General features: G+C 59.1%; 16 protein-coding genes. 15 read left to right on the forward strand and 1 reads right to left on the reverse strand.

Annotation, left to right across the window (positions count from 1 at the left end):
* The first annotated feature begins 1 nt into the window (after window position 1).
* From UR504_RS00520 to dsbG, 15 genes are all read left to right on the forward strand, one after another.
* On the forward strand, window positions 2-1483 hold the full coding sequence (locus UR504_RS00520; RefSeq protein ID WP_302235522.1) for an alpha/beta hydrolase: 1482 nt from the start codon (window positions 2-4) through the stop codon (window positions 1481-1483).
* A gap of 94 nt (window positions 1484-1577) precedes the next feature.
* Window positions 1578-2789, forward strand: a complete 1212-nt coding sequence (locus UR504_RS00525; RefSeq protein WP_302235523.1) for a diguanylate phosphodiesterase — start codon at window positions 1578-1580, stop codon at window positions 2787-2789.
* Between the two features lie 88 nt (window positions 2790-2877).
* Entirely contained in the window at window positions 2878-3768 is an 891-nt protein-coding gene (locus UR504_RS00530) for an aminoimidazole riboside kinase (RefSeq protein ID WP_111963601.1), read from the forward strand.
* A gap of 173 nt (window positions 3769-3941) precedes the next feature.
* Window positions 3942-5459 carry a carbohydrate porin gene (locus UR504_RS00535; protein WP_149366951.1) on the forward strand — a complete coding sequence of 506 codons (1518 nt, stop codon included), beginning with the start codon at window positions 3942-3944 and terminating at the stop codon, window positions 5457-5459.
* Window positions 5460-5525: 66 nt separating this feature from the next.
* Complete coding sequence (locus UR504_RS00540) at window positions 5526-6896, forward strand: sucrose-specific PTS transporter subunit IIBC (RefSeq protein WP_023619263.1); 1371 nt, start codon at window positions 5526-5528, stop codon at window positions 6894-6896.
* Window positions 6896-8302 carry a sucrose-6-phosphate hydrolase gene (locus tag UR504_RS00545; protein ID WP_320739136.1) on the forward strand — a complete coding sequence of 469 codons (1407 nt, stop codon included), beginning with the start codon at window positions 6896-6898 and terminating at the stop codon, window positions 8300-8302. Before UR504_RS00540 ends, UR504_RS00545 begins: the two co-directional genes overlap by 1 nt.
* 28 nt (window positions 8303-8330) lie before the next feature.
* Complete coding sequence (locus UR504_RS00550; RefSeq protein ID WP_136194898.1) at window positions 8331-9347, forward strand: LacI family DNA-binding transcriptional regulator; 1017 nt, start codon at window positions 8331-8333, stop codon at window positions 9345-9347.
* An 89-nt stretch (window positions 9348-9436) separates the two neighbouring features.
* A complete protein-coding gene (locus tag UR504_RS00555) occupies window positions 9437-10987 on the forward strand; it encodes a methyl-accepting chemotaxis protein (RefSeq protein WP_302235525.1) in 1551 nt (516 codons plus the stop codon).
* 117 nt (window positions 10988-11104) lie between these two features.
* A complete protein-coding gene (locus UR504_RS00560) occupies window positions 11105-11617 on the forward strand; it encodes an AAA family ATPase (protein ID WP_271367917.1) in 513 nt (170 codons plus the stop codon).
* A 149-nt stretch (window positions 11618-11766) separates the two neighbouring features.
* Window positions 11767-12186 (forward strand): hypothetical protein, encoded by a 420-nt coding sequence (locus UR504_RS00565; protein WP_023327517.1) that lies wholly within the window; start codon window positions 11767-11769, stop codon window positions 12184-12186.
* Window positions 12187-12191: 5 nt separating this feature from the next.
* Window positions 12192-12752 (forward strand): RNA polymerase sigma factor, encoded by a 561-nt coding sequence (locus UR504_RS00570; protein WP_271368229.1) that lies wholly within the window; start codon window positions 12192-12194, stop codon window positions 12750-12752.
* Between the two features lie 87 nt (window positions 12753-12839).
* Window positions 12840-13208, forward strand: a complete 369-nt coding sequence (locus UR504_RS00575) for a hypothetical protein (protein ID WP_111963594.1) — start codon at window positions 12840-12842, stop codon at window positions 13206-13208.
* A gap of 48 nt (window positions 13209-13256) precedes the next feature.
* Window positions 13257-15281: a protein-disulfide reductase DsbD family protein gene (locus UR504_RS00580; RefSeq protein WP_302235526.1), complete on the forward strand. Its 2025-nt coding sequence runs from the start codon at window positions 13257-13259 to the stop codon at window positions 15279-15281.
* A gap of 7 nt (window positions 15282-15288) precedes the next feature.
* On the forward strand, window positions 15289-15900 hold the full coding sequence (locus tag UR504_RS00585; protein ID WP_115875118.1) for a DsbA family protein: 612 nt from the start codon (window positions 15289-15291) through the stop codon (window positions 15898-15900).
* Between the two features lie 41 nt (window positions 15901-15941).
* On the forward strand, window positions 15942-16700 hold the full coding sequence (gene dsbG, locus UR504_RS00590) for a thiol:disulfide interchange protein DsbG (RefSeq protein WP_320739137.1): 759 nt from the start codon (window positions 15942-15944) through the stop codon (window positions 16698-16700).
* Window positions 16701-16739: 39 nt separating this feature from the next.
* Here dsbG and UR504_RS00595 read toward each other — a convergent pair whose 3' ends face one another.
* A complete protein-coding gene (locus UR504_RS00595) occupies window positions 16740-18032 on the reverse strand; it encodes a glycoside hydrolase family 10 protein (protein ID WP_302235528.1) in 1293 nt (430 codons plus the stop codon).
* Between the last annotated feature and the right edge of the window lie 3 nt (window positions 18033-18035).

Below are 18035 nucleotides of genomic sequence, written 5' to 3' on the forward strand. Positions count from 1 at the left end.
CATGGCAAATCTGCCCTGGCGAGTCAGCGTGCGCCTGATCGCGCTTGCAAAGAAAACAGGAATGGTCGTGGGGATCGTACTGGTCGTCCTGCTGGCGGTGCGGGTCTATCTCTCGCAGAAGGGACCGGAACTGCACCTGTGGCACACCTGGCGGGCCGATGAGATGTCCGCGCGCGAGATGGACAACGCCGACTTTGCCGGGTATCAGGCCCGGGAAAAGGCGATTTTCACCGCTCTGGATAACGCGGTGACGGCGAAAACAGCGGGCGAGGAACAAACCCCGTTAAACCGCTATTACCGCCAGAGCCTGGTGTGGCCCGGTCAGTTTGCCCCCGATGCCAACCGCTCCTTTGTGCTGATGCCGGCCGGAAAGCCATGCGGCGCGGTGGTGTTGCTGCACGGGCTGACGGATTCGCCTTACAGCGTCAGGCGTCTTGCCGTGAACTATCAACAGCACGGCTTTGTGGCCGTGGTCCCGCGTCTACCCGGGCACGGCACCGCGCCCGGTGCGCTGACGGACGTTGACTGGGAAATGTGGCTGGCGGCGACGCGTCTTGCGGTGCGGGAAGCCACGCGCCTGGCGGGTGAGGCTGTGCCTTTGCATCTGGTGGGCTACTCCAACGGCGGGGCGCTGGCGATGAAATATACCCTCGATGCGCTTGACACTTCTGCGCTGCGTAAACCCCAGCAGGTGATCCTGCTCTCACCGATGATCGGCGTGACGTCCTTTGCGCGCTTTGCCGGTTTCGCCGGGTTACCGGCGCTGCTGCCGGCGTTTGCTAAAGCAGCCTGGCTGAATATTGCGCCGGAATATAACCCGTATAAATACAATTCTTTCCCGGTTAACGCCGCTCGCCAGTCTTGGCTGCTGACGAAGGCCCTGCAGGAGCAGATTGGCCGTGAGGCGCGGGAAAACAGGCTGGCGAATTTGCCGCCGGTGCTGGCGTTCCAGTCGGTCATGGATTCTACGGTCAGCACCCGCGCGGTGGTGACCGGCCTGTTTGACCAGCTTCCGGCAAACGGCAGCGAGCTGGTGGTGTTTGACATCAATCAGGCAGCCAGCTTCCGTCCGCTGTTCAAACCGTCGTCGTGGACGGCAACCTCGGCGCTGCTGCCGGTTGCGCAAAGGCGTTACAGTGTCACTGTTATCACCAATGCCGGCGAGCACAGTTTCTCGACGGTGGCGAAAATCACTCCAGCAGGCAGCACGCAGGAGACGGTCGTGCCGCTTGCGCAGTCCTGGCCGCAGGATGTCTATTCCCTGTCGCACGTTGCGGTGCCGTTCCCGCCGGATGACGATCTTTATGGTCGTGAACCTGCAGTGAAAAACCGCTACGGCATCAGCCTCGGGACGATTGCGCTCTGGGGAGAAACGTCCGTGTTGAGCGTCGGAAAAGAGGCGCTGATGCGGGTCACCTCGAACCCGTTCTACGACTATATGCAGGAGAGGATCGACAGCCGGATTGGCGACGGGGGAAAGTAACGTTCCTTTGTGGTGTGAATAAGTTAGGTCGCATTGATTAAGTATGTTAAATAGTAGCTTCAAAGCACCTCTCTTTCTCATCGGAACCCATTTTGTGCTGACGACTCTGATCTACCGAAGCCAGTTGAATTTATCACGCCCGACCACTGAACTGCGGGAGCTGGTGGAGCGCGCCAGGGGCCGCAATGCAAAACTGAATATCACCGGCGTCCTCCTTGCTAAAGGGAACGACGTTCTGCAGATCCTCGAAGGGTCGGAAGAGAGTGTGGTCAAACTGTTCCACACCATCCGTGAGGACAAGCGGCACAGCGGGGTGGTTGAACTGCTGCGGGACTATGGTCCGCGCAGACGCTTCGAAAACGTCGGTATGCTGCTGTTCGATCTGCAAATGCAGTCGCCGAAAGAGGTGCTGCAGTCGGTGCTGCGCTACAGCAAGCTGGAGAGCTATCTGACCTCCGACGATCGGGTGTTCAAATTTATTCAGACCTTTATAACCGGTAAACGTCCGGCCCCGTCGGGGGCACGCTACACCCCGGACAAATGGACGCTCTCGACCGAAACGTTACCCTTTGGTGAGCATCTGGGCCTGATTGTCGGACAAACCTGCCAGTTTGCGCTGCAGCCTATTGTTGAGCCCTCGGAAGGGAAGATCAGCTCCCTTGAGGCGCTTATCCGTGGCAACGACGGCGGCAGCCCGGAGCATTTCTTCAGCACTGTCAACCCGGACAACGTCTACGAAGTCGATCTCCAGACAAAAGCGTATGCCTTTGCGCTGGCGGAAAAGCTGGGCATTGGCAGCCATAAAATCGCGGTAAACCTGCTTCCCATGTCGCTGGTTAATGTCCCTGGCGCGGTGGAATTTCTGGTCAATCAGATTAAAAAGCATGGCCTTCAGCCGGAGCAGGTGGTCATTGAAGTCACTGAAAACGAGATGATCTCCGGGTTCAACCAGTTTAACAGCGCCATCAAGCAGCTTCGCGGCGAGGGGATTGGCCTGGCGATCGATGATTTTGGTTCGGGCTATGCCGGGCTTTCGCTGCTGACCCGCTTCCAGCCGGACAAGATTAAAATCGACCGCGAAATTGTCAGCAACATCCACCTGAGCGGCCCGAAGCAGGCGATCGTGCGCTCCATCATCAGCTGTTGCTCCGATCTGGAAATCACCCTGGTGGCTGAAGGTATTGAGAAAATAGAAGAGTGGTGCTGGCTTGAATCCGCCGGTATCCGTCGTTTCCAGGGCTTCCTGTTTGCCCGGCCGCAGCTAAATGGCGTTGGTGATATTCACTGGCCTCATCTGGTGCGTTAAGCCAATTTTCCCTCCCGTTGTTTCCCCTTTGCCCGGCCTGTGCTTAAATAGCTAAAACGGTTTAACATAGTTTAGCTAAGAGGATCACATGAAGAAAATCTGGGTACTTGGCGATGCGGTAGTGGATTTACTGCCAGATGGAGAAGGCAGATTGCTGCAGTGTCCCGGCGGCGCACCGGCAAACGTTGCGGTCGGTATTGCCCGGCTCGGCGGCCAGAGCGCCTTTATCGGCAGGGTTGGCGACGATCCTTTCGGGCGCTTTATGGCGAAAACGCTCGCTGACGAGCGGGTTGACGTGACGTGGATGCGCCTTGACCCGGCGCACCGCACCTCAACGGTAGTGGTCGATCTCGACGACCACGGCGAGCGCTCGTTTACGTTCATGGTGCGCCCGAGCGCCGATCTGTTTCTGGAACCCGCCGATCTGCCACCGTTTAGCGCCGGAGAGTGGCTGCACGTCTGCTCCATCGCGCTAAGCGCCGAGCCGAGCCGTACTGCGACATTTGAGGCAATGGCCGCCATCCGTGAAGCGGGCGGTTACGTCAGCTTCGACCCCAATATTCGCCCGGACCTCTGGCCGGATGAGAACGCACTGCATGGCTGCCTGGAGCAGGCCCTGCAAAGCGCCGACGTGGTGAAACTTTCGGTAGAAGAGCTGGCCTTTTTCACCGGCAGCGCGGAGGTCAACGTCGGTCTGGAAGTGCTGATGCAGCGCTGCCCGGCGCGTCTGGTGCTGGTCACTCAGGGTAAAGAGGGCGTCATCGCCTGGCATGACGGCGCCGTGGAGCACTATCCGGCAACGCCTGTGGAGTGTGTCGATACCACCGGCGCGGGCGATGCCTTCGTGGCGGGACTGCTCTACGGGCTGGCTGCCGGGCAGGACCTGACGCCGGTCATCGCCTTAGCCCAGCGCTGCGGCGCATTAGCCACCACGGCCAAAGGGGCGATGACCGCCTTGCCGTGGCAGCACGAACTGTAATTCCTCCCTTCACAGGCCGCCATCCGGCGGCCTGAATTGTCGCCTCGATCACACTTACTAAAACGGTTTAGCAAAAAAGATTGCCGATCCAAAATTCACAGGTTTAGTATCACCAACCTAAACCGGTTTAGCAATTTAGCACGTTTAATGACTTCTTTTAGGGATGCGACAAAATGTATAAAAAACGTAGACTTGCCGTGATGATAGGCATGCTGGCCGGAAGTACCTCTGTTTTTGCCCAAACGGATATGACAAGTATCGAAGCGCGTCTTGCCGCGATGGAGCAGCGCCTCCAGGCGGCGGAAACGCGTGCGCAGGTGGCTGAAAAACGCGCCGCCGATGCGGAACAAAAAACGCAGCAGCTGGTTGCCGCTCAGCAGCAGACGCAAACGACAACTCAGGCGGTAGCGCAGCGCACCACCGCGCTGGAGAAGAAGGCGGATCAGACCGGCGGGTTTGAGTTCCACGGCTATGCCCGCTCTGGCCTGCTGATGAACGATGCCGCCTCCAGCAGCAAAAGCGGCCCTTACCTGACCCCAGCTGGTGAAACCGGCGGTGCGGTGGGGCGTCTGGGTAACGAAGCCGACACCTACGTCGAGCTGAACCTGGAGCACAAGCAAACCCTGGACAACGGGGCGACCACGCGCTTTAAAGCGATGCTGGCCGACGGTCAGAGAACCTATAACGACTGGTCAGCCGATACCAGCGATCTCAATATTCGTCAGGCCTTCGCGGAGCTGGGCAACCTGCCTGATTTTACCGGCGCGCTGAAGGGGAGTACCTTCTGGGCGGGTAAACGCTTCGACCGCGACAACTTTGACATTCACTGGCTGGACTCCGACGTGGTGTTCCTGGCCGGTACCGGCGGCGGCGTCTACGACGTGAAATGGAACGATTCGCTGCGCAGTAACTTCTCCATCTACGGCCGCAACTTCGGCAGCGTGGAGCAGACCGACAACAACGTTCAGAACTATATCCTCAGCATGAACCACTTCGCCGGCCCGTTCCAGCTGATGGTGAGCGGCCTGCGGGCGAAGGATAACGACGACCGTAAAGACACTAACGGCGATCTGATTAAAACGGATGCCGCCAATCACGGCGTTCATGCCCTGGTGGGCTTGCATAATGACAGCTTCTACGGCCTGCGCGAAGGGACCGCCAAAACGGCGCTGCTGTATGGTCACGGGCTGGGTGCGGAGGTGAAAAGCATCGGCTCCGACGGCGCGCTGCTGTCTGAGGCGGATACCTGGCGCTTCGCAAGTTACGGTGTCACGCCGATCGGCGGTGGCTGGAGCGTTGCGCCCGCCGTTCTGGCACAGAGCAGTAAAGATCGCTACGTCAAGGGCGATAGCTATGAGTGGGTAACGCTCAATACCCGCCTGATCAAAGAGGTCACCCAGAATTTCGCGCTGGCGTTTGAGGGAAGCTATCAGTACATGGATTTAAATCCGGAAGGCTACAAGGATCGCAACGCCGTCAACGGCAGTTTCTACAAGCTGACCTTTGCGCCAACCTTAAAAGCGAGCAAAATCGGCGATTTCTTCAGCCGTCCTGAGCTGCGCCTGTTTGCCACCTGGATGGACTGGAGCAGCAAACTGGATCATTACGCCAGCGATGATGCCTTTGGCAGCAGCGGCTTCAACGCCGGCGGGGAATGGAACTTTGGGGTCCAGATGGAAACCTGGTTTTAACCCATCACGCTCCCGCCTGGCGGGAGCGTTTCGTACATCATAAAAAGAAGTCAGGCAGAGGTATCTATGGATTTTAATCAAATCGCCCGCGAGCTTATTCCGCTGCTCGGTGGCAAGGAAAATATCGCCAGCGCGGCGCACTGCGCAACGCGTCTTCGTCTGGTGCTGGTCGATGACGCGCTGGCGGATCAGCAGGCCATCGGCAAGGTCGACGGCGTAAAAGGCTGCTTCCGTAACGCCGGGCAGATGCAGGTGATTTTTGGTACGGGCGTGGTCAACAAGGTTTATGCCGCGTTTATTCAGGCGGCCGGGATAAGTGAGTCCAGCAAGTCGGAAGCCGCAGATCTGGCGGCGCGCAAGCTGAACCCGTTCCAGCGCATTGCCCGTCTGCTCTCCAACATCTTTGTGCCAATCATCCCCGCGATTGTGGCGTCCGGTCTGCTGATGGGCCTTCTCGGCATGGTGAAAACCTACGGCTGGGTCAATGCGGATAACGCCATCTACATCATGCTGGACATGTGCAGCTCCGCGGCGTTCATCATCCTGCCTATTCTGATTGGCTTCACCGCCGCGCGCGAATTTGGCGGTAACCCGTACCTCGGCGCGACGCTGGGCGGCATTCTGACCCACCCGGCGCTGACCAACGCCTGGGGCGTGGCGTCGGGTTTCCACACCATGAACTTCTTCGGCCTTGAGATTGCGATGATTGGCTATCAGGGCACGGTATTCCCGGTGCTGCTGGCCGTCTGGTTTATGAGCATCGTCGAGAAAAACCTGCGCCGCGCGATCCCGGATGCGTTAGACCTGATCCTGACCCCGTTCCTCACCGTCGTTATCTCCGGCTTTATCGCCTTGCTGATTATCGGCCCGGCGGGGCGCGCTCTGGGGGACGGTATCTCCTTTATTCTGAGCACGCTGATCGCCCACGCGGGCTGGCTGGCCGGACTGCTGTTCGGCGGGCTTTACTCGGTAATTGTGATCACCGGTATTCACCACAGCTTCCACGCGATTGAAGCCGGGCTGCTGGGTAACCCGTCGATTGGCGTTAACTTCCTGCTGCCGATCTGGGCCATGGCGAACGTGGCGCAGGGCGGCGCCTGTCTGGCGGTGTGGTTCAAAACCAAAGATGCCAAAATCAAAGCCATTACCTTACCGTCGGCGTTCTCTGCGATGCTGGGCATCACCGAAGCGGCCATTTTTGGTATCAACCTGCGCTTCGTTAAGCCGTTTATCGCCGCGCTGATTGGCGGTGCGGTGGGCGGGGCCTGGGTGGTCTCCGTACATGTATACATGACTGCCGTCGGGCTGACCGCCATCCCGGGCATGGCCATCGTGCAGGCCAGCTCGCTGCTGAACTATATTATCGGCATGGTGATTGCCTTCGGCGTGGCGTTTACCGTCTCGCTGCTGCTGAAATATAAAACGGATTCTGAATAATGACGTTACCTTCCCGCTGGCCTGCGATCCTGCAGGCCGTTATGAAAGGTCAGCCGCGGGCGCTGGCGGACAGCCATTATCCGCAGTGGCATCCCGCGCCGGTGACGGGGCTGATGAACGACCCGAACGGGTTTATCTGGTTTGCCGGCCGCTACCACCTGTTCTATCAGTGGAACCCGCTGGACTGCGAGCATCGCTTCAAGTGCTGGGGGCACTGGAGCTCTGCGGACCTCGTGCACTGGCGGCATGAGCCGCTGGCGCTGATGCCCGACGAAGAGTATGACCGCAACGGCTGCTACTCCGGCAGCGCCGTGGATAACCAGGGCGTCCTGACGCTTTGCTACACCGGCAACGTCAAGTTCGATGACGGCAGCCGCACCGCCTGGCAGTGCCTGGCCGTGGGGCAGCCGGACGGGACCTTTACGAAGCTGGGGCCGGTGCTGGCGCTGCCGGAAGGCTACACCGGACACGTGCGCGACCCGAAGGTGTGGCAGCACGAAGGGGAGTGGTACATGGTGCTCGGCGCGCAGGATGTGCAAAAGCGCGGCAAGGTGCTGCTCTTTAAGTCAGCCGATTTGCACGCCTGGACGTCCTGCGGGGAGATCGCCGGTCACGGGGTTAACGGCCTGACGAACTCGGGGTATATGTGGGAGTGTCCGGACCTGTTTGCCCTCGACGGAACGCATGTTCTGATCAGCTGCCCGCAGGGGCTGGCGCGCGAGCCGCATCGCTACCTCAATACCTATCCGGCTACCTGGATGAGCGGGGCATTTGACTATGCAAACGCCGCATTCGATCACGGCGAGCTTCACGAGCTGGATGCGGGGTTTGAGTTTTACGCCCCGCAAACCACGCTGGCGGAAGACGGTCGCCGCATTCTGATCGGCTGGATGGGCGTACCGGACGGGGAAGAGATGCTTCAGCCCACCCGGGCGCACGGCTGGATGCACCAGATGACCTGCCCGCGCGAATTACGGTACCGCGACGGCAGGCTCTGGCAGACCCCGGTGCGCGAGCTGGCGGCGCTGCGTGAAGATGAGCAGCGCTGGCAGGGGCGCGCTCTCGAGGCGCCTGAACTGGACGCGACGCGCCTGGAGTTTGAGCTTAGCGCCGCGCGCGTGAACGTCGATTTTGCCGGCGCGCTGCGTCTTATGGTCGATGAGCAGGGCGTGCGTCTGGAACGCGCGAGCCTGAAAACCGGTGAAACGCTGACCCGCTACTGGCAGGGCGACGTCACTCATTTACGCGTTCTCTGCGACCGCTCCAGCGTCGAAATCTTCATTAACCACGGCGAAGGAGTGATGAGCAGCCGCTATTTTCCTGACCATCCGGCCCGGGTGCGGTTCGAAGGTGCGTCCGATATCACATTACGCTACTGGTCGCTGCGCGCCTGCATGATAGAATGAGGGTTTTGGCAGCCGGATCTAAGTCGTTGTGAGAAAAACAAAACGCGTCACCATTAAAGACATCGCGGAGCTGGCGGGCGTGTCAAAAGCCACCGCCAGCCTGGTCCTGAACGGGCGCAGCAAAGAGCTTCGCGTGGCGGAAGAGACGCGCGAGCGCGTGCTGGCGATTGCAAAAGAGCACCACTATCAGCCCAGCATTCACGCCCGGTCACTGCGCGATAACCGCAGCCACACCGTTGGTCTGGTGGTCCCGGAGATCACCAACTACGGTTTTGCCGTTTTTTCTCACGAGCTGGAAACGCTGTGCCGCGAGGCGGGCGTTCAGCTGCTGATCTCCTGCAGCGATGAAAACCCAGGGCAGGAGACGGTGGTGGTGAACAACATGGTGGCGCGTCAGGTGGACGGGCTGATTGTGGCTTCCAGCATGCTCAACGATGCGGACTACCATAAGCTCAGCGAGCAGCTGCCGGTGGTCCTGTTTGACCGTCACATCAACGACAGCGCGCTGCCGCTGGTGATCACCGATTCCATTACCCCGACGACCGAACTGGTGGCTGACATTGCGCGCCAGCATCCTGATGAGTTCTACTTTCTCGGCGGCCAGCCCCGCTTATCCCCGACGCGCGACCGTCTGGAAGGGTTTAAGCAAGGGCTGCGTGAGGCCGGCGTGGAGCTGCGCCCCGAGTGGATCATTCACGGCAACTATCACCCGAGCTCCGGATACGAGATGTTTGCTGAACTCTGCGCCCGCCTGGGGCGTCCGCCGAAAGCGCTGTTCGCCGCCGCCTGCGGGCTGCTGGAAGGGGTGCTGCGCTATATGGGCCAACATAACCTGCTGCAAAGCGATATCAGGTTAGCCAGTTTTGACGATCACTATCTTTACGATTCGCTGACGATCCCGGTGGATACCATCCGCCAGGATAACCGACAGCTGGCGTGGCACTGCTTTGATTTGATTAGCAAACTGATCGAGGGGGAGACCCCGGAACCGTTGCAACGCAAGCTATCTGCCACCCTGCAGCGGCGCTATAAGTCATCTAAATAGCCCGACTGGATACTTCAATAACTTTAATTAATTTAAGTTTTGGAAGCGCCGATAACCATAAGGAATAATTCTCCTTGAGGTATTGGTTTATGTCGTTGAAAAAGTCGTCCCTGATTGTCCTGTTCTCGCTGCTTTTCTTCTTTGTTGTCAGCACCGTCACCAGCGTTGGCCTCATCATTAAAAGTAATAATTCGCTGGATAACGTCAACAAAGAGATCCAGGTTGTGTTGTCCATTATTGATCCCATCAACCACAGCCGTACGCTACGCGTGAGGGTTATGGAGTATGTGAAGATGGTGGAAGCGGGTAATACTGCCGGCGAGGCTGCCAAGCTTACCGCCGTGAAAGAGGCGCTGACCAAAGCGGACCACGCCTTTGCGGCCTTTATGGCGTCGCCGCGTCTGCCGGATGAAGCGCCGCTGGTGACAGCCTATCAGGACGGCTGGCAAAACTACCGCAACCAGGGGCTGGCGCCGCTGATCGACGCCGCCGAGGCGCACGATGTGGCTAAATTCAACGCGCTGATCCCGGAAGTCTCCCGCCTTGACCGCCAGTACGAGATCGTTCTCGACCAGGTGCTTTCCGTCCACCAGAAATACGCCAAAAGCCTGAACGAAGATGCGAGCAGTAACTTCGTCTCTGGCCTGGCGATCGTTGCCGCTATCGCCAGCCTGTTTGTGGTGGTGATTATCGCCGTTAGCCTGCTGATGAAGCGCTTTGTCTTTGCGCCGATCAACCTGGCGCGCGAGCACTGCAGCCAGATTGCGGCAGGCAAGCTGGACATTCCGGTGCCGGTGAAGGGGAGCGCACATAACGAAATCGATCATCTTATGGGCTCGATGGAGCAGATGCGTCAGGCGCTGCTGGCGACCATCGCCCAGGTGCGCGATGCGAGCCATACCGTGACGCACGCCGCCCAGGAGATTGCCTCCGGAAATATCGACCTGGCGTCACGCACCGAACAGCAGGCTTCGGCGTTAACCCAGACGGCGGCCAGCATGGAAGAGCTGAGCGCGACGGTGGCGAACAATACCGACAACGTTTATCAGGCCGGTAAACTGGTGCAGGACGCGGTGAAAAATGCCCACACCGGTGAAGCGGTGACCCGTGAAGTCATCGACACGATGAATACCATCGCGGCGAACTCGAAGCGCATCGAAGACATTACCAGCGTGATTAACAGCATCGCCTTCCAGACCAACATCCTGGCGCTGAACGCGGCGGTTGAAGCGGCGCGCGCCGGTACCCAGGGACGCGGCTTTGCGGTCGTGGCCAGCGAAGTGCGCACCCTCGCGCAGAAAAGCGCGGTGGCGGCGAAAGATATCGAAAGCCTGATCGCGCAGTCGGTATCCAGCGTGAAAAACGGTGCGGAGCTGGTGAGCCGCTCGGGCGAGGTGATTGACTCGATCATTACGTCGGTGAATAAAGTGAATACGCTGATGGAGCAGATCTCCGTCGCATCTGAAGAGCAGAGCCGCGGGATCGGCCAGGTCGGGCAGGCGGTGACCGAAATGGACGGCGTGACCCAGCAGAACGCCGCGCTGGTGCAGCAGTCCGCCGCCGCAGCAGCCTCGCTGGAAGAGCAGGCGCAGCAGCTTTCACGGAGTATTTCGAGTTTTAGGTTGCCGGTGCAGGCTTGATTGAATGAGGGAGGCTCCGCAAGGAGCCTTTTTGTACCTGGCATAACCGTAACTGTATAATTCAGGAGGTCTCTACAGGCAGCACAAATCTAAAATTAACTATCACCAGGGAAAGTTATGTTAATCATTTTTAGTGGGCTACCCGGCAGCGGTAAAAGTACCGTTGCAAAAATTGTTGCTCAAAGGCTGGGGGCTGTTTATCTGCGGGTTGATACCGTTGAGCAGGCCATTCGTTCAGTTTCTGAACCCGGCCAGAAAACGGGTCCGGAGGGCTATTTTGCCCTCTATGGCTTAGCAAGTGAGAATCTTAAGCTGGGCTCCACCGTTGTGACCGATTCCGTTAATGATATTAACCTTGTGCGAGATGCTTTCCGCAATATTGCTCTGTCGTTGAAGGTGCCTTTCCTGGAAGTTGAAATTGTCTGCTCAGACGAAAAAGAACATCGTTTTCGCGTAGAGAACAGAGTCTCTGATATCCCAGGGCTCACGCCTCCTGACTGGGAACAGGTTAAAAACCGTGAGTACGAAACCTGGGAAAGAGAACATCTCATATTGGATACCGCCCTGTTATCAGCTGCAGAGTGTGCAGATAAAATCCTGGAAATTAAGAACGCTCTAAACCGGCCTTAAACGGTGAACAAGCGCCAGCAATGGCTTTCACGGGGCGTGTGAAAATACGCTCCCCGCAAAATTATTCATTCCCCCAAGCAATATTTGCCTCCCTCATCCGTCTACCTCATCACAAGCCATAATCAGTTACTGCAAACGAGGTAAACACCATGAGAGATTTTGAAATGCACGGCAGAGGTCACGGCCGCGGATTCGGTCGCCACCGTATGGGCAAGGGCTTAGTCATCGGCGCGGTGATTTTCATCGTGCTCGGCCTGCTGGTGATGTCCCTGTGGAACGCCTTGCTCCCGGCCATCCTCGGCGTGAAGGCCATCGGATTCTGGCAGGCGCTGGGGATTCTGGTGCTGAGCCGCATTCTGTTTGGCGGCTTAGGTTTCCGCCCCGGGATGTTTGGCGCGCACCGCCGGATGCACGAGCGCTGGATGAACATGACGCCCGAACAGCGCGAGGCGTTTATTCAGCAGCGTCGCGAAGGGTTTGGTCGCCACGGTCGCGGGCACTGCGGCTGGCACGGTCATCGTGACGATAAGCGCGATGACGCTACGCCAAAAGCGCCGGATGCAGAGTGAGCGAGATGAAAGCCGGGGAGACGGGCGGATCCATGCTGATGTCGGCGCTCAATGCCTGCCGCGCCCGGCTGAAAGCCTTCATTCGCGGACGGATCTCCGTGCGCGATGATGCCGACGACATTTTGCAGGAAGTGACGTATCAGCTGATGAAAGTGGAGCAGCCGGTCGAAAACGTCGCCGCCTGGCTGTTCCGCGCGGCGCGTAACGAGATGACCGACCGGGCGCGCAAAAAGCGTGAGGTGTCGCTCTCCGGCTATTTTATGGGCGAAGACGACGAGGGTTTTCCGGAAGACGAGCTGGCCGAAACCCTGTTCGGCGTACCGCACACGCCGGAAGAGGAGTACCTCAAGACGCTGCTGTGGGAAGAACTGGGGCAGGCGCTGTCTGAACTTCCTCCGCCGCAGCGGGAGGTATTTGAAAAGACCGAGCTCCACGGCTACAGCATCAAAATGCTGGCAGAGGAGACCGGCGCCAGCGAACAGGCGCTGTTATCCCGCAAGCACAAGGCGGTGCTATTTCTGCGCACGCGGCTGCGGGACGTCTATGACGCGCTGACGGGCGAATAGCGGCGACAGACAAAACCTTACACTTCCGGCACTTGTAGATTCATCACTATCGTTTATGATCGGGGCGTCTCGTCACTCTGGAATGTTATGCGCAACCGTCAGCTCCTCGGAAAATGGCTTTTGATTATCACCTGTCTCGCGATGGCGCTTTGCCTCGTGCAGCGTGCGGTGATGCTCAACCATTTTTTACAGGGACTGGAACCGCAGATTTCACTGAGTGCAGATGCCCCAACGCAAACCAGCACCGAGCAGTCCGGGCCATCGCCCTGTCAGCTAGGCGCGCACTCGCTTCTCTGCGCCCAGCCGCTGTTTTTCGACGGCGCGCTGCCGGCCATTATTATCTTCTTCGCGCTGCTGCAGCTGTTTACGCAAGGGCGGGCAATGGCTCCTGCGCAACAGTCCGTTCAGGCACCGCCTCCCCGAATACACCTGAAAAACTGCGTTTTCCGTGAATGAAAAACATCGTCACCACACGATAATTTTTCACTGTTCACGGAGTACAACATGGTTAACCTCTTCAGGGGATTCGTCTTCCTGTGGCTGTCCTGCATCGGCATTGCCCATGCGGCGGACACCGGCTGGCTGGTCTCCCCTCAAAACGATCACGCCCGCATCCGCTTTCAGGCGGAGAGGGAACAAACGCACATTAAGGGCCTGCTCACCGTTGAGCTAAAGCCCGGCTGGAAAACCTACTGGCGATCGCCGGGCGAGGGCGGCGTGGCGCCGAGAATCAGCTGGCCGGAAGGCGTAACGGACAGCTGGTCCTGGCCGGTGCCGTCGCGCTTCGACATCTCCGGCATGACCACGCAGGGCTATCACGATAAGGTGACGATCCCGATTACGCTCGACGGAGCGAAGGGCGACACGCTCGACGGGACGCTGACGCTCTCTACGTGCAGCAACGTCTGCCTGCTGACGGACTACCCGCTGCACCTCGATTTTACCCAGCCGGTGGATGAGGGCTTCCGCAGCGCCTTCGAGCAAGCGATGCGCGCCGTGCCGGGCGCGTCTGGCGTATCCACGGATCTCTCCGCCTGGCTCTCTGGCGACAAGCTGGTGATTACCGGCACCACGGACGGGAAGTGGGACAATCCGGGGATCTACTTTGATCCGCTGGAGGGCGATATTCTGCCCGGCGAGCCGGTTATTAAACATGACGGCACTGCGCTTCGGGTGACGGTACCCGTGACCGACGAATGGGGAGACAAACCCGCCTCGCTGGCAGGCAAAAGGCTGTCGTTTGTGCTGACCAACGGCGATCGGGCGCAGCAAACCACCATGACCGTTGGGACAACGCCCGAAGAGACCTCCGCGCCGGGCGGGACGGGAAAAATGGTGCTCTTTGCGCTGCTGGGCGGGCTGATCCTGAACCTGATGCCCTGCGTGCTGCCGGTGATGGGCATGAAGCTTAACAGCATCCTTCAGGCGGGATCGGACAGGCGTACCATCCGGCTACGCTTCCTCGCCACCAGCGCCGGGATCCTCACCTCCTTTATGCTGCTGGCCGGGATGGTCACCGCGCTGAAGCTGGCCGGAGCGTCGCTGGGGTGGGGCATTCAGTTCCAGAACCCGTGGTTTATCGGCCTGATGGTCGCCGTGACCTTCCTGTTTGCGCAGAACCTGTTTGGAGCATTTGAAATGCTGCTGCCTTCTTCTGCCGCAGGACGGCTGGCGACGGCAGGGGGATCGGGGATCGGCGGCAGCTTTTGCGAAGGGATGTTCGCCACTCTGCTGGCGACGCCGTGCTCCGCGCCGTTCCTCGGTACGGCGGTTGCCTTTGCCCTTGGCGCGCCGCTGCACGCCCTGTGGCTGATCTTCCTGATGCTCGGCGTGGGCATGAGTCTGCCGTGGCTGTTCGTTGCCCTGGTGCCGAAAACGGCCATGCTGCTGCCAAAACCCGGCCGCTGGATGAACACGCTCAGGGTCATCCTCGGCCTGATGATGCTGGCCTCCAGCCTCTGGCTGGCGACGCTGTTGAGCGTGCATCTGGGCGAGGCGGTCAGCCAGATCGTGATGCTGGGGCTGACTGCCGTCGCGCTGGTGCTGTTTGCGCTAAAGGGGCAAAAATCTTCGCCGCTGTTCTGGCTGGTGGTCATCGCGCTGTCGGCGTTCGGCGGGTATCAGGTGCGCGGTCTGCTTAACGCGCCGCCTGACGCTCCGGCACAAAACGTTGCGCAGACTATCCCGTGGCAGCCGCTCAGCGAAGAGGGTATCGAGAACGCGCTGGCGCAGGGGAAACGGGTGTTTGTGGATATCTCCGCGGACTGGTGCGTGACGTGCAAAGTTAACGAGCACCGCGTACTCAGCCAGCCGGACGTGATTGCCGCGCTGCGCCAGCCGGACGTGGTGGCCCTGCGCGGGGACTGGAGCCAGCCGTCCGCGTTTATCGCGGATTTTCTGGCGAAGCGAAACCGCTACGCCATTCCGTTTAACGCGGTGTATGGCCCCGGCCTGCCTGATGGCGAGATCCTCTCGCCGCTGCTGGACAAGCGCACCCTGGTCACCACCCTGAACAAAGCAAAAGGCTAACTGTGTCATGAAAAAATTCCTTATTACGCTGCTGCTCCTGCTGGCCCCGGTTCAGGTATTTGCCGCCCAGCCGCTGACGCCGGACCAGGAGCAGCGCGCGCAGAAGACGATCGCTGATTTCCTGTTTAACGATCCAAACTCCCCGCGCATCGGCGCGAAAAACCCAAAGCTCACCCTGGTGGTGTTTACCGACTACAACTGCCCGTACTGTAAAAAATTCGATCCGTACCTGGAGAAGATTGTCGAAAAACATCCGGACGTGGCGGTAGTCTTTAAGTTTTTACCTTTCCGTTCGGAAAGTTCGCTGACCGCCGCACGAGACGCGCTAACCGTCTGGCGTGCGCATCCTGAGCAGTTTATGAAGCTGAACCACACCCTGATGGCGAAAAAGGGGTACCACGATGACGCCAGCATTCAGGAGGCGCAAAAGCGGGCGGGCGTGAGCGTGACGACGCCGGACGAGGAGAGTTTTCTGACGATCAGGCGCAGCCTCATTGTGGCGGAAAAAATGGGGATCCAGGGCACGCCCGCCACGCTTATCGGCGAGGGGCTGCTTCCCGGCTGGGTGCCGTTCGAACAGTTCGACGAAATGGTCAGTGAAGCACTGAAAAACCGCTAACCTGAAGGGGGCGGAATGCCCCCGACAAACCGGAGAGGGAAATGAAAAAATTACTGTTACTTTCGGCGCTGGCGACGTCAGGGCTGGTACAGGCGGCTGAAGCCATACCGGACGTGGTGAAGCAGTTCAGCGAGCAGCAGCAGATCAAAATCATCAAGAAGCTGGATGCTCCCGGCGGGGCGCCAGCCTGGCTCGGGCAGTATCAGGATATGGGCGTGACGCTCTTTCTCACGCCGGACGGCAAGCACGTGATCTCAGGTTATCTTTATGATGACAAAGGGAAGAACCTCAGCGAGGGCTACTTCCAGAAAGAGATCTACGCCCCAATGGGACGCGAGATGTGGAAGAACCTCAGCGCGGCGCATCCCCTGAAGGAAGGGGCGGATAGTGCCCCGCGTAAGGTCTTTGTCTTTGCCGATCCGTTCTGTCCGTACTGCAAGCAGTTCTGGTCCGAAGCGCAGCCGTGGGTGAAGGCCGGCAAGGTTCAGCTTAACACGCTGCTGGTGGCGTTTCTCAACCCCAACAGCGGACGTAACGCCTCAGCGATTCTGAATGCGAAAGATCCGGTTTCGGCCTGGCGCGAATACGAGCTTTCCGGTGGGAAAAAATTGCCAAAACCTGAAGGGGACGCTTCCCGCGAAACGGTAGCGATCCTGCAAAAACATCAGGCGCTGATGGACAGCCTGGGCGCAAACGCCACGCCGGCCATTTACTATCTGAATGCGGAAAACGAGCTGCAGCAGGTGATGGGTATGCCGGATGCCCAGCAGCTTGAGGCGATGTTCGGGCCGAAGCCGTAAAAAAACAGGCAGAAACGGGCGTTTCTGCCTGATCGTTACTTAGCTACCCCAGCGTCCACGGAGGTAATTTACTGCCTGCTGGGTCTGCGGCTGGTTCAGGTAATCTTCCCGGAACAGGATGGTGCCGTTGACGTTGGGCAGCGAATCGTTGAGATCGAGCTGCTTTTTCAACTCCGGCACGCCGCCCTGAACCGTCCAGTCCGGCTCGTTTCTCGACGGTTCGCCCACCTTGTAGAACGCAATGCCGATATACAGGCGCGTGTGGGTCGGCTTCACCACGTCGGCCCACCATCTGGTCAGCACGTCGTAGCGCGCGGCATCCCGCGAGAAGGGCCAGTAAATCTGCGGCGCGATGTAGTCCAGCAGGCCCTGCTGCACCCACTGACGCGTATCGGCGTAGGATTCATCATAGGCCGCGGCGCCGCGGGTGTCGGAGCCTGCCGGGTCAAAGGATCGGTTGCGCCACACGCCCGCCGGGCTGACGCCAAACTCCACGTTGGGTTTTGTCTGCTTGATCGCGCGGGAGACCTGGACAATAAGCTGCTGCGTGTTGTGTCTTCGCCAGTCGGCTTTTGAGGCAAACCCCTGGCCGTACTGCCGCCAGGTCTGCGAATCATTCAGCGCGGAACCCGGCGATTCGGCATAGAAGTAATCATCAAACTGCACGCCGTCTACCGGGTAGTTCGCCACCACTTCGGTCACCACTTTGGTTATCCAGTCCCGCACGTCGGGAATGCCCGGGTCGAGCACAAAGCGGTCGCCCGAGATGCGGACCCATTCCGGGTGCTGGACATAAACGCTGGACGGGGTCTGATAGGCGGTCCGGTTAAGGGCGGCGATGGTGGACGGCTTGGTGTTGGTCGATACGCGATAGGGGTTAAACCAGGCATGGACCTTCATGCCGCGCCTGTGCGCTTCATCAAGCATAAACTGCAGCGGGTCGTATCCCGGATACTCACCGATGTTGCCGGTCAGCATATCTGACCACGGTAAAATTTTAGATGACCAGAGGGCCGTGCTGTCCGGCTTCACCTGGAAAAATACCGTGTTGATGCCGAGCTGCTTAAGGTTGTCGAGCTTTGCAATCAGCGCCTGCTTTTGCATCGCGATGCGCTGGTCCGCGCTGCGGCCATTCACCGAGGCCACCGGGGGCCAGTCGAGACGCGAGACGGTCGCCAGCCAGATCCCGCGCATCGGCTCGTTTGCCTGCGGCGTCGGTTTATTGACGGTGGGGAGAGGGGTAACCAGTGATTTGGGTGGTTTTGAGGAGCAGCTTACAAGTAAAAGCGCGCAGGCAGCCAGCGCACCAATCCGTTTTACGTGTCGCGTCATTTG

Source organism: Enterobacter sp. 241F3, assembly GCF_034106785.1.
GTDB lineage: Bacteria > Pseudomonadota > Gammaproteobacteria > Enterobacterales > Enterobacteriaceae > Enterobacter > Enterobacter vonholyi.